Annotated in this window: 6 protein-coding genes; 5 read left to right on the forward strand and 1 reads right to left on the reverse strand. The window is 56.3% G+C overall.

Translation table 11 applies throughout. The annotated features are described in order from the left end of the window. Nucleotides 1-423 precede the first annotated feature (423 nt). From RHM61_RS17235 to RHM61_RS17255, 5 genes are all read left to right on the forward strand, one after another. Complete coding sequence (locus RHM61_RS17235) at nucleotides 424-1,170, forward strand: hypothetical protein (protein WP_322248520.1); 747 nt, start codon at nucleotides 424-426, stop codon at nucleotides 1,168-1,170. A gap of 318 nt (nucleotides 1,171-1,488) precedes the next feature. After that, complete coding sequence (locus RHM61_RS17240; protein WP_322248521.1) at nucleotides 1,489-9,918, forward strand: deaminase domain-containing protein; 8,430 nt, start codon at nucleotides 1,489-1,491, stop codon at nucleotides 9,916-9,918. Nucleotides 9,919-10,007: 89 nt separating this feature from the next. Continuing rightward, nucleotides 10,008-11,078 carry a phosphotransferase gene (locus RHM61_RS17245; RefSeq protein ID WP_322248522.1) on the forward strand — a complete coding sequence of 357 codons (1,071 nt, stop codon included), beginning with the start codon at nucleotides 10,008-10,010 and terminating at the stop codon, nucleotides 11,076-11,078. Between the two features lie 54 nt (nucleotides 11,079-11,132). Beyond that, a complete protein-coding gene (locus RHM61_RS17250) occupies nucleotides 11,133-12,392 on the forward strand; it encodes an acyl-CoA dehydrogenase family protein (protein ID WP_322248523.1) in 1,260 nt (419 codons plus the stop codon). Nucleotides 12,393-12,498: 106 nt separating this feature from the next. Further along, nucleotides 12,499-12,798, forward strand: coding sequence for a putative quinol monooxygenase (locus tag RHM61_RS17255; protein WP_322248524.1), 300 nt, complete (start codon nucleotides 12,499-12,501; stop codon nucleotides 12,796-12,798). Between the two features lie 12 nt (nucleotides 12,799-12,810). Here RHM61_RS17255 and RHM61_RS17260 read toward each other — a convergent pair whose 3' ends face one another. Continuing rightward, the gene (locus RHM61_RS17260; protein ID WP_322248526.1) at nucleotides 12,811-13,683 is read right to left on the reverse strand and encodes a DMT family transporter; all 873 of its coding nucleotides are present in this window, start codon (nucleotides 13,681-13,683) and stop codon (nucleotides 12,811-12,813) included. Nucleotides 13,684-13,851: the final 168 nt, after the last annotated feature.

Here is a 13,851-nt window from a genome sequence, read left to right on the forward strand (position 1 = left end):
CGCAAGAATCTGTCGTACAAGGCATATCGCATAAGCACTGCAAGATCATTCAGCGTGCAGATGGGTATAGTTATTCACTGGTGGCAAACATGGACGTGACAGGCACGCCACCAAAGCAAGGAACGCTGCGCGTTCCGCGCTCTGCCTCCTCGGCCTTCAGAGGCTGTCGCAAAAGGGTATTGAGTCGGTATCATTACCCTAACTGGTGGCCACGTCATTCCTGCGCGCTTTTGGCAGGAACCCAGCGGCGTTCGTGGTTAACTGAAAATGCCAGAAATTGTGGCATTTTCAGTGTAAAAAACGACGCTGGGTTCCCGCCAAAAGCATGCGGGAATGACGAGGTATGCGGTGTTTTAGGTGTAAAAAACGTCCATCAGGCTTTTGCGACAGCCTCTGAAGGCTGAGGTTTCACGCGCAAATCTGATGAATACGATTCAACAAACGCCCGGCAAGGTCGGTGCCATCAGCCCTGCCCAATCCGAAAAGAGCCAAGCCATTAGCGCTTGGCTCTCGAAAAACGGCATGACCGAAGGGACACGCTTGGCCCAGACGGTGCAGGCTTTGCGTCAAGCACAGGCGGAGATCCGCGCTATGGGTGGCATTGATGCCACCAGCAGCAACGATAAAATCAATCAAGCCAACGACAGCATCCAGCTCGCCACTCTGACGGCGTTTGCTGATTACGGCTACGATTTTGTACCCGCTATTGTGATCGATTTTTCCGCTCAAGCAGATCCCATGCGCTTGGATACCCTCGACTGGGTCATTGCCATTCCACTACACTTACTCGATCACCCGCAATTCAGCAGCGCGCTGTGCGCCTTATTGCGCGAAGTCGAGCATTTGGTATTTTGTGCCCGCATTCTACAAGATGAGCCGGGTGCCACGGCCGAGAGCGTGGCTGACCGCTTCTACGCAGCCGTCTTACAAACGAATATCAGCGACGGTGCCGCCAGCTCACAGCTTACACTTACCATGCCGGACCAAGACGCCGACGCGATTCGCAGGATCTACCACGATTTACTGTCTGCATATAGCAATCACACAGACACCCACACCTGGCATCCGGTCGGCAATCATGCCATGAGCTTGGTACGCCTGCCACGGGCGCTGTCACCACTACTATGCGACGACGTCGCAGCGCTGGCTGCACGCGCCGACAGGCTGTAACACTGCACCACCACCACCACCACCACCACCACCACCACCACCAATCCCGATATCCCATCAGCACTGCGCATGCCCAAGCGATGCGCAGTGCTGATGGCTGTTCGTCGCGCCGGCTTCTCGCGCCGACACCGGTGCGCTCTTTGCGCATGATCAGCAATACAGATGGTTATTTTATAAAAGTATGCTCGCGAGCCAACAATTAGAATCAAAGCAATAGGAGCGATTACGCACCATTGTTCATTTCACTTTTTGTACACGAGAAAATTTCTGATGTCAGATATTCATCGCCTTTTAAGCCAGTCGAGCTCGCGCCCGCTTTTGCCAAACGTTTTACCAGCGCTCAAGGCGACTGCGCTCAGTGTACCCATAGTCAATCTCGGCTTGTCAGCGCATTTGCAACAAGTTCGTCCAAGCGCGAACAACATCGCCGCGAACGTCTCTTTATGGCAGCGGGTTCAGCATGACATTGCCACGGCCGGTAGTTGGAATAATGCCGCCGGCGACCTCGCGCCACAGATTGTTGCGCGTACAGCAATTTGGCAAGATCAATCACGCGGACTGACGATTTTCGATATCCGCCACGACAGCAGCACGGAACAATTGGCGGCACACCTGCTGACGTGGCGTGCCGATGCCGGCGCTGCCGCAGAGTTTCTCAGTGCCTCCCCCAGCATTGCAGAAATGCGATCTTCATTGCAATTGAGCGCCAGCCGTTTCGCTCCCGACCGGCACAACATGCAAACAGCATCGCTAGACGGCTACATCAGCATGCAGCGCAACGATGTGATTTTACTTAGAATCAATCAAAATCATTACCGCTATCTCGGCGAACAAGCTTGGTGCGATGTGCCGGCCGACGGCGATTGCTTCTATCGTGCGCTGCTGCGCGGCCTCGGGTACAGCGGCAACCAGACGCAAATTCTGCGTGCGCGGGCGCAGGTGTGGGATTATGTGGCGAGCCGATGGGACGAGCAAGCACCGCTATGGATGGCAGAATTGGCCGCGCGTACGGACCTGCAGCGCGCGTACGCGCGCACTCAGCGAGATGCAGATGCCTTTGAGCATTGTACGGCGCGACCAGCGAAGCAGCGCCGTCGCGCCCCCTTTAATCACGAACAAAATCGGCGCAGCCCACAAGAATGGCAAGTGGCCGAACGACAAGCCATCGCCTTAGCCAAACGGCTGGAAGTGGGTGCTGCCGCATTACTCAGTTGCACACCGGAAGAAGACCTGGCGGAAAGCTTTGAGCTGCAAGTCATCGATCTTCAACATCCGGAGATCCAATCCTCTTTCAAGCGAGCCGAGGCGGCGCTGCGTGCGCTGCCGACTACGCACCGGGCCCGTATCCTGCTCGACCAGCTTGCACCAGCGGAGCGACCTGGCGTATTCGAACGCCTGATACACTGGCTGCGTCCAGCTTTTCAAGGTGCGCAGGCAGGCCCACGGCAGCACGAAAAAATTGCGCAATTTCGGAAGCAAGTCAAGGCACTGTTCCGCACCACACCGCGCAAACGTCTCAGCGCTGGGCCGGAACGTGCTGCTGCTGCCGCCTGTCGTGCCTTATCGACGAAATTGCACGAACTGGTAGCGCAACAACATAAAGTCCAGCAAGACTACAATGCAGCGGCGCATCAGGCCGGACTGCGCAAACAAAGCGAATTCACCGCCTTATTTCAGGAAAGCATAGACAGTGTGATCGCTTTGCTGACGTCGATGCGCTCATTGCCGCGTCAACCAGCGCACCCAGCCAAGCTCGACGCCGCCCACTGTCTGCGTTTACTGCAACCGTGGTTAAGGCAAGTTGAAGAGCTCGGCGAATGCACCGCCGGCCTTTATGAATGGGCAAGCGTAACGGCAACAGCCATGCCAAACTTGGCCATGAAGTGGTGTGGCAGTCTACCGCCGGCTCTGTTGCTTGAGTGCTTGCAACTGAACCGACAGCAGCGACAAGCGCAACAAGACTACGAACAAGGCATCGACACCCTCACCAAGACCGGCTTAGGGGCACTCGCGCTGGCAGGCGACGCCCTCGCCTCGGTACAGCGCTGGCAGCATGCCGGCGCGGTGCAAGCTGCGTGGCAAAATGAACGGCAGCAAAGCGAAGCGCAGTGGTATGCCGCGCACCACCCCTACACGCCGACCGAGAGCGAAGCCGAGCTGGCCGGGCGGCTCATGCATGCATGGTGGCACGCACATAAGGAAGCACATGAGGAAGCAGGTTTCACGACCAGTGAAGTCGAACAAGCCCATGCTTATGTCAACGAGTTGGCGCGCTTTCTGAGTGACGCCGCTACAACGGCGCAGCAACAGAAAGTTCTGCTACCGCAAGATCTGATGGCCGCCCGCGTGCCTACGCTCGCTCACAGCATCAGCGCTTGGAGCGAGCGCGATGGATTACAGCCAACAATACCCTCAGGACCGCAGTTTGGCACGGTCGGCATCGGCCCACCAGCTTTGTTCGGCGCGACGCTGGAGACAGCGTATCAGCACATGCAAAATACGCTGTTGGACTTGATCACGCAGACCAGCACGAGCGCACGCAGCCATCTGCTTAACCTCGACCGCAGGTTGCGCTGGCCAGGTGCTGACGCGCTGCCAACGCAGCCGCACAACACTGCTGCAGCGTCGGCCTTAGAGCAGCCGCTCAGCACCGCAGTAGTAGCACCGCATGACAAGGACAAGAGCACACTGGCGCGTCAAAGCCGCAGCGTCGCTAGCCACGCCAACTGCGGCGCGAACGAAGAACTCGTCGCAGAAACAGCGCCGCACGAGGCGGAGCTGGAAGAAAGCTGGCGACACTTCCGCGCAGCGCCGGAATTTCAGCGCAAGCAAGCGTCGCACGATGCCATGGCGCAGAGCGCACACTTACAGGAAATTTTTACCAACATGTTCGCTTCTGAGATAAAAATCGGTGAGCATGTGGTCGATGTCGTCAATACCAAGGGGAGCGAATTCACCCTGACGCTGCGCGATGGTGCAGGCGGACTGCGGCAAGTCCCTATCGACGAAGCCAAGATGATTAAATCGACACAGCGCTGGCATACCAACAGTGTCAGACAAAGTGCCGCCACCACCCTCAACGTCGTCTTCAGCCTGCAGAATTTGGCTAATATCGACAGCAATACCTTCAGTGATGTCGAGCAACTGTTCGGCAAGGCCAACAGTCTGGTGCAATTAGGTCAGACTGCGCTGACCGCGATGGCGCAGATTTCAAAGACGCATTTCTTGCAAGCGGCGCAAATAGCCGAAGGCCTGTCAACTGGATTCGTGGCACCGGCCATTGCCATGAGCTTAGCAAATATTATCCAGCAAGCCAATTCATTGGCAACAGAAACCCTGTCCTCAGGCGATTATTTTGAAGCGACAATGAATTTGAGCGAACAGATCATCAATCTGGGCTTGGACCTGCTCGCGCTTGCCTGTCCCATGCTCGCGCCCGAAGTCATGGTGATCGAATATCTGGAGTCGCTGCTGCCGATTGATACTTTCCGTTCTTGGATCGACCATACCGAACAAGCGCTCGACAATGCGGTCAAACTCAAAAAGAAAATCGACAGCTTTCGCGGCCCCTTAGTCGAGCTCAAACGGCAGCCCGACAACAGCAGCGTGTATTATTTCAGCGATGAGTCAGCCGCACGATTCATTCACATCAAGGCGACGCATCTGCACACGCAAGTCAGCGACAAATTGTATTTCATGCAGGGGGCGAAAGAAAATGATCAGACCGTCGAGGTAAATGAGGTCAAGGACTTACTCATCAAGCTCATTCCGGCATCATTTTTTTTCACCAGCCCAACCATGACTGTCCCCGGGCGCCATTACACAGAAATCGGCATCTTGCCTTCGGGCCAGATGATCAGCCCCAATATCAAGCAAAGTTTTCAAGATTTACTCGGCGTGACCCCGGCGCAAGAGCACTTTCCGCTGACCGACAAGAAAGCGCCGACCATCGTCATTCGTTTGACATCAAACATACAATACGGCGTCTCCACTATAGGCAAAGCACCATTATTCGGTCTGCGTGATGATGCGCAAATCCTCAACCACAATGCGCAAGCATGGGGCGCACAGCTACCGCTGCAGTTCAGTCATGACATGGTAAGGACGAATACGGTATTCGAAGGCCAACCCGGCCGCTTGCCTGTCTTTTTGGATCGACCGGCCAATTTGGCCTTCCTACCCCCCAAAGATGCCTCGCACGCTGACAAGCTTGAGGTTGACATCCGTATCGGCATGAAGCCGAGCACCTATGGCCGCCTCATCATGAGCGAAGGTGCACGCAAATGGACCTTCAGCAGTAGCACAGGTGCCGGGCTACGCGTGCAATTCACCCCGGACGGGCAGAATCTCGGCCAAACCGAGGAGGAAATCGAATTTATCCAAAACCAGAAAAATCCCGCAGACTTATTAATCAGACGCAAAAACGTCTCCTATCCGGAGGAGGTGGAATTGCGTCTGCGTGAACGTCTGTGGAGTAAGACTCTGGAACATAATCAGATCGACTTGAGTAAAACCACGGTCAACGGCGTCCCTTTCGAGAAATTCAGACATAGCCAAACTTGTGCCAAGCTGATTGCCAATAACCCCACTACGACGGCACAGGAATGGGGGCTCAATATTGTGACGCCCTCCCGCTATGCGCGCCAACTGCCGGATGACGATGAGACCAACGAGCCGTTCGCCGACACGCAGGAAGCGAGCAATATCAGCTTATCGCGCCAACAACGGCAAACTTTTAGCCAGTTCTACGTCAATCCAAAGGACAGGATCGATCCTTACGTGGCGCGCAACAGCCAAATCATCCTCAGTGTGCTGGAAACACTGCGGCGCTGGCATCACGAAAAGCTCCATCATCAAACTTTCGACTACCGGCTTCATAGCCAAGCCTTGGTCAGCCGCGATTTCGATCTGGCGTTCGAGCATGCCGGTCTGTGCTACCTCGCCCACTGGTCCAGCATGGAAGTCCGATGGATCATCGCCCCGGTCACAGAGCTCCACCCGCGCGGGCCACAAAGCAGTGAGATCACCCTGTTTCCCAGGCAAAAAATTCTCATGAGCATGGATCAGGGTCCCTTGGGCCGTGGCTTTTTGATCAGCAACGAGGACGAGCATGGCGTGGCCGTGGCCAGCAGCGCGGGCCAGAGGCCACTGAACATGGCCACCTATGGCCGCTTCCTCGAAGTAGCCGATTTCGCTGCCGACCTCTGGCCGCTGATCCCGGCTCTGCAGTCTCTGACAATTGGGAAAGCAGTGCACGAAGAATTCATCGAACTCAGTACCCGTGGTTTGATGCGCCGTTACGCCCCCCCCTTGGGGAGCGACGGTATGAGCCAATTGGAACGCGCGCACGCCGCCCATGGCCGCTTTCGACTCTCATCGGTACTGCAAATACTGAAAATAGACAGCGGCACCAACGAGCCATTGCTGACTCAGGATACGCCAGACCTGGGAAATAACACGCAGTCGCTGGCGGTCAGGGCCATTTCCAGCGAAAATATCCGCGCTTGGGACAAGCGGGCCACAGAACTTGCAGCCTTGCTGAGCGAATACACCCACACCGGCACCGCGCGCGTGGAAACTTTCGACAGCATGGCCGAACAAACTTTGGCGATGGAATACCGACCGCACGTCAATGGCATGCTGCGCATGCACAAAATCACTTGGGTTGACGGAATCCAAGCGCAGATGCCGCCAAGGCCCGAACAAATCCGCCGTATCCTATCGAATGAGCACTTCAGCGGCGGCAGCGCAGACGGCGTGTTACTACAATGGCAGAATGCTGCTCAAGTCATGTATGGCTATTACGATGTTGTTCAAGACTGCATTCAAACCTTCCCATTCGCGCAATTCGCGGAGCTGGACTGGCTAGGCTGGTCACGCCAGGATCAGTGCCATTATTTCAGCCCCATCGGCCAACCGAACAGCCTGCTACGTTGGCGTTATTTACCCGACGCACCGTTGGAAATCCTTATCGACGAAGCGGGTCTGCAGGATATGCCGCTGCGCGCCGGCCGCTTCCGCTTCGATCCACACTGCGGTCCGGTATGGAGCCATGCCAGCGGTCCCCATGCCAGTCAACATGGGCATGTTTGGAATCTGCAAGTCGGTCAGGCGGATGCTGTGCCGGCTATCAGCGACGAGCCGCCAGCGCTTGGCAGTCAGTGCTATCGACACGTTCAAGTTGCTACGCCTACCAGCGGCCAAGCCTGGACCCTGCCCGACGGCCGTTATCTGCGTACCAAAGCCGGCCTCAGTTATGTCGGCCACGATGGCGACTATTGGTTGTTCCGACGCGACCACGCCATCGACTGGGAAATCGTCGCGTATCCACGCAGCGCCGGCCTCGATCTCTATCAATTCCGGCAACAAACGCTTCCGGCGGATGAGCGACACTGGTATCGCCTGCCCCAGCGCTATCAGCAAGCCTTGGAGAGCAGCGACCATCAAGTGCGCGCGGTATTTAAGCGCAACGGCAAACCCAGCGGCTTGTTCGAAGTCGTCGCCAAGGCTGGCAATGCGCCTGATGATGCGCTGTTTTATTTCTGCCACGATGACGCCCGGATACTCCAAGCCGCCAACGCCTACCGTGCCGGTGCCCGCATTTACTTGGGAAAAAACACCGATGGTCGGCATGCCCTTCATCATAGCGAGAGCGGCGAAATCTTTTTAGTCGGAAAAGGCCGCGTGCAAACCGTACTCTCCGGTCCCCACACGCTGCAGCAAAACCGCGATGGCAGTCTCAGCTACATCAACGCCCAGGCCGATGCGAGCAAACCGAGCGTGCTCTGGTCCTTGCGCGACAAAATCATTCATCTGACTAATTACGGCCAGCGCTTCCTCGTCGAACCCGAACTGTTTGGCATGTTTTACCTGGAAAACCATGGCAACGGACAAGTTGCCAATCTGGAAGGTGCCGATTGGCCGCGCTGGAGTGCCACAACATGGCACGACGGCGTGCTGCTCAACCACGGACACGCCTCCTTATTCATCGACGCTGCCCGCTTCAATCTTGAGGGCCAAGCGTATCAGAATGCAACGCACTTACTGCAAGCGATGCAAGTCTATCGCCCCGGCGCAGCGCTTGAAGACTATCTGCCGCACTGCGTCAAACAAGTAGGCATGAGCTATCAAGGACAGGAATTACTGCACAACCGCCTCAGTGGCGATCTATTCGTCGGCGGCACGACGCGGCGCTGGCTGGGCCGCGTTAACCGCATGCTTGGCGACGGCTCGGTGCTCTACTGTGATTTGCCTGGCAACGGTCGGCTCGATCTGCCGCAGCGAAATAATACCAGCAGCTACTGGACCTATGCCAGCAACAACGGCAGCTTACACGTCGGTGCCGAACTGCTGGCGGCGGTCGATGGCGGACGCTTAGGCGAGCGCGACTTCGTCATCGACTTGCGTGATATGACGGCGAGTCAAAGTTTCCGACTCTCCAGCATTGCCGGCCAGTGGAATTTGCAAGAGCAAACCTATGACCACAGACAAAACTTGCTGCTGCTGTTCGAAGGCCAAGGCAAGGCACGTCTGCTGTTTGCCTTGCCACCGGCGCTCAACTTGCGTCTCGAGTCGAGCGCTGCCTCTGCCAGCCGCGCCAGCGCCATCACCGCCACCCTCATCGCGGCAATGCCACAGCGATCCAGACAAAAGCGTATGCCCGGCAGTGGCAGGAATTTCGCGCCGGCGTGGTCGGCCGGCAGTTGCCGAAATACCCCGCGTATCCCTGCCGCGCGCCACAACGGCGTGCTGCCGTATGCGCCGCCGCGGGCCCCACTGGCTGAGCGAAGGAGCAGCAGCACGATGGCGCACGCGCCGTATCAGGCAGTCATTCTGCCGGAAGTCACGGTGCAACACTTTCAAGCGATGAGCAATGAAGTAATGCAAAACATGGCATCGGAAACGCATGAAAACAGTAACATTGTCTTAAATAGGATGCGCGGAAAGTCGCCACGCCAACAAAGCGCCACCTTGGTCAACGCGCTGGCCTCCCCTATCACCGAAGAACGCAACGATGCCCGCAGGCTGGTACAGCACACTCATGCGGCCAAGCAATATGGGAGGTTAAACCAAAATATGGGTACTGCTACAGCGCAAGCCACGAGCGGGAAAATTCTTCATGCGCTTGAGCTGCTTGCCGACAAAGCACGCTATGCCGGCAGCGGCAGAAACCGCAGCCCCTATGGCCGAGTAGCCGATTTACTCATGAGTAAAGTCACTTTCGCCGATTTGCCCATGGCCAAGACTGCCCATGAAACAATGAGCAAAAATCCGAACAAACTGGTCAGTAGTTTTCAACATATTTTGACAAGACTGATACCCAATAGCAACGTCGTCTGGGCAGAATTGCGGCATGAAGGGAAAGCCGTTTTGAATATGGTCTCGGTATCGGGTAATCAGCATCAAAATATTCTCCTCAGCGAGGCGCGTTCCGGCGAACCGGCACTCCACTACATCGGCGTACCGGCCGATGAAAATACCATACGTACCATCCCGGTACGGCATGAGCGCTCGGCCGATACGGAAGCGAAAATCATTTCCTTCGTCTCCGGTGAATTGCTTAACTACCCAGGTGCGATGACACTCAATATTTACTCAAACCTGCGGGCATGCGAATCCTGTTCGGCGGTGATGTACCGTTTTTCCGATCAACACAAAATCGTCGAAACAACGGACAAGGTCGGGCAAGGCAGTCGGATAAAGATTAACTACAGCCAGTATCCGCCGCACCAGCAGAATTGGCATTAAATAATAGTACGTACGTTCACTTTTATGCGTTAGAATCAGTGCTTGCCGCGCAGCTGCAGCGCGTCCATCTTTTATTCTGGAGACCACCGATGTTTGAAGAATTCATGGGCACCATGCCGGTTGCTGAACGACAAAAATTCGATCTCGCCGCCCTCGCCGACTACATGCGTGTTCACGTCGATGGCTTCGACAGCAAACCGGCGCTGCAGATCGAACAATTCAAAGGCGGTCAATCGAATCCCACCTTCAAACTGCGCGCCGGGGAACAAAGCTTCGTGCTGCGCACCAAACCGGGCCCGGTCGCCAAGTTACTCCCGTCGGCGCATGCGATAGAACGCGAATTCAAGGTCATGAATGCGCTCAATAAAGCCGGTTTCCCTGCCGCCCGTCAATATGCCCTGTGTACTGACGAAGAGGTGATTGGCCGCGCCTTTTACATCATGGAATTCGTTGACGGCCGGGTGCTGTGGGATCAATCCCTGCCCGGTATGTCACCGACCGAACGAGGCGAAATTTATGATGAAATGAATCGCGTCATCGCCACCTTGCACAACATCGATTTCGCCGCCATCGGCTTGGCTGACTACGGCAAGCCGGGCAATTACTTCGCCCGCCAGATCGACCGTTGGACCAAGCAATACCGCGCCTCGGAAACCGAACCGATCGCCGCCATGGATAAGCTCATCGAGTGGCTGCCGCAGCATATCCCGGCCGGTGACGACACCAGCATCGTCCATGGCGATTACCGGCTCGATAACATGATGTTCCACCCGAGCGAACCACGTGTGCTCGCCCTGCTCGACTGGGAATTATCCACGCTCGGTCATCCACTGGCCGATTTTTCCTACCACTGCATGAGTTGGCACGTCACGCCAGGACAATTCCGCGGGATTGCCGGACTGGACCATCAAGCACTGGGAATTCCCAATGAGCAAGACTACATCGCCAAATATTGTGCGCGCACTGGCAAAACCATCCGGCCGGAAGACTTCAATTTCTACCTCGCCTACAATCTGTTCCGCATGGCCGGCATTTTGCAAGGCATCATGAAACGTTACGTCGACGGCACCGCATCCAGCGCCCAGGCCAAAAAATCAGGGGCGGCGGCACGGCCAATGGCCGAACTCGGTTGGAGCTACGTCCTCAAAACGCTGGGCTGACCCCCTGTTCTGTTTGTAGTACCCGGTATTTTTCATAACAATAATGGAGATAACATGGAATTCGAGTATTCAGATCGCTGCCAGCAATTGCGCGGCAAACTGTTGGCCTTTATGGATGAATATATTTATCCGAATGAAACCGCCTACAAGGATGAAATCGACCGCAATGGCCTGGAAAAAGGCAATCGCTGGCTGGCCACCCGCATCATTGAAGAATTAAAACCGAAGGCGCGTGAACAAGGCTTGTGGAATCTGTTCTTACCGAAATCGACCCGTGCACCGCAAGGCTTATCCAATCTTGATTACGCGCCGCTGTGTGAAATCATGGGCCGGGTCGCTTGGGCACCGGAAGTCTTCAATTGCTCGGCGCCCGATACCGGTAATATGGAAACCATCGAGCGTTACGGCCTCGAAGAACACAAACAACAATGGCTGGAACCGCTGCTACGCGGCGAAATCCGTTCCGCCTTTGCCATGACCGAGCCGGGCGTGGCCTCGTCCGACGCCACCAACATCGAAACCCGCATCGTGCGCGATGGCGACGACTATGTCATCAATGGTCATAAATGGTGGATTTCCGGTGCCGGCGACCCACGCTGCGCAGTCTATATCCTCATGGGAAAAACCGATCCCGATGCCGCCCGTCATGCACAACAATCGATGATACTGGTCGACGCCGCCACCCCCGGCATCACGGTCAAACGACCGCTGTCGGTGTTCGGTTATGACGATGCGCCGCATGGCCATTGCGAAATTCTGTTTGACAATGTGCGCGTACCGGCTTCCAATATCTTACTCGGCGAAGGACGGGGTTTCGAAATCGCTCAAGGCCGTCTCGGCCCTGGGCGGATTCATCACTGCATGCGTGCGCTCGGTGTGGCCGAACGGGCACTCGAATTGATGTGCCGTCGACTCAATAGCCGCACGGCCTTCGGTAAAAAAATCTCCGAACAAGGTGTCTGGCGCGAACGCATCGCCGAATCACGCATACAGATAGATAGCGCACGGCTGTTGACCCTCAAAGCGGCCTATATGATGGATACCGTCGGCAACAAGCACGCGCAGGCAGAAATCGCCATGATCAAGGTCCTCGCCCCGAATGTCACCCAACAGGTGCTGGATTGGGCAATCCAAGCGCATGGTGCCGGCGGTGTTTCGGGTGACTTCCCTTTGGCAGCGCAATGGGCCGGCAATCGCACGCTGCGCTTAGCCGATGGCCCCGACGAGGTACACCGCAATGCCATTGCCAAACTGGAACTGGCCAAGTACATCGATTTGCAGGAAGACTTAGGCTTGCCAATCACGCGTTCTTGAAGCAAATTGCCGTAACGAAACGCCCGCTTGCGGGCGTTTTTTGTTTTTCTTATAAGCAAACGCGGTAAAATACAGTGTAATGTGACTGATTAAACAAGGACCCGCCATGACGACAGAAATCCGCCTGCTCATCCTCATCGAAGTACTGCCCAGCCGCCGCGACGAACAAATCGCCGCCTTCGCCGCCATTGCACCGCTGGTGCGTGCCGAAGCCGGTTGTCTGCAATATGATTTGCATGAAGTCAATGGCAAACCGGAACAATTTGTCTTGATCGAACGCTGGAGTTCGCAAGCCGCACTCGACGCCCACGATATCGCACCGCATATGCTCGCTGCCGCAGCCGGCAATCGGCGCTTTCGCAGCGGCCCGGTGCAGCTTATCGCGCTCGGCAGCGCGCTTAACTAGGGAAGCGCAGATTTAAACATGCGGGCTATGCCACAGCGTGACAACGGTGGTCGCCGCCAGAATCACGCCTGCACCGGCCAGCATCTGTGCCGTCGGCCGTTGTCCCAGCCACGCCCAAGCCAGCGCAATGCCGTACACCGGCTCGAGCGTACTCATGAGGCTGACGAAACGGGTAGACAGAGATTGTAGACTGAACATGAGCAAGCTTTGCGGCAGCGCCGTCAACACCACCCCGAGCAGTACCACCCCACCCCATGCTGCCCAACTAGGAGTAGCGGGACTGTGATCGAGCAACACCAAGGGCAGCAAACAGGCGGCGGCACCGGCATTTTGTAAAAAAGTCAGCCGGATCGCACTCAAATCGCGGCTGTTGGCGCGATTAAGCATGATCAGCAAAGCAAAACTACCGCCCGCCCCTATGCCCAATAACAAGCCGAGCAAGGCCGAGCTATCGAACTGTCCGGTCGCGCTGTCTGGCCAGACCATCAGCACCATCCCGGCTACCACCGCCACGGCAGCGAGGGCATCGCGGCCATGGCGGCGCTCATTGAAAAAATACGGTTCCAAAGCGGCCACAAACAAGGGAAAACTGGCGAAGCCCAACAAACCGTAAGCCAAGGGTGCGGCCTTGAGTGCGGCAAAGAACAATAACCAGTGCACCGCCAGCAGCACCCCACTCAGCCAGCGCCGCGGCGTCGCCGATTGCCACAATGGCTGACCTTGCCAGCGCAACAGCGCGGCCACACTGAGCGCAGCAAACAGGCTGCGCCAAAATACCAGCATCAACGGGTTTTGCGGCAGTGCTTGCGCCAATACCGCAACACCACCGAACAAAAAAATTGCCAAATGCATGGCCGCTTGGGCGCGCAGGGAAGGAATAGTCATCAGATCAAACTCGTCATGGTAAGGCAAACAGCGCCGAGTATACACAGACAATGCAAGCACAATGCATACACAATGCCGCCGCCGACACAAAGACTATGGCCGTAAGCGTGCGCAAACCTGCAAACCTCTGCATAATACGGTATCGTCTTGACGCCGGCATGGCCACCG

Source organism: Undibacterium sp. CCC3.4, assembly GCF_034347425.1.
Lineage (GTDB): Bacteria > Pseudomonadota > Gammaproteobacteria > Burkholderiales > Burkholderiaceae_D > Undibacterium.

Coding starts and splice junctions, on each gene's coding strand:
- RHM61_RS17235 (WP_322248520.1), top strand. CDS start 424: ATGAATACGATTCAACAAACGCCCGGCAAGGTCGGTGCCATCAGCCCT.
- RHM61_RS17250 (WP_322248523.1), top strand. CDS start 11,133: ATGGAATTCGAGTATTCAGATCGCTGCCAGCAATTGCGCGGCAAACTG.
- RHM61_RS17255 (WP_322248524.1), top strand. CDS start 12,499: ATGACGACAGAAATCCGCCTGCTCATCCTCATCGAAGTACTGCCCAGC.
- RHM61_RS17245 (WP_322248522.1), top strand. CDS start 10,008: ATGTTTGAAGAATTCATGGGCACCATGCCGGTTGCTGAACGACAAAAA.
- RHM61_RS17260 (WP_322248526.1), bottom strand. CDS start 13,683: ATGACTATTCCTTCCCTGCGCGCCCAAGCGGCCATGCATTTGGCAATT.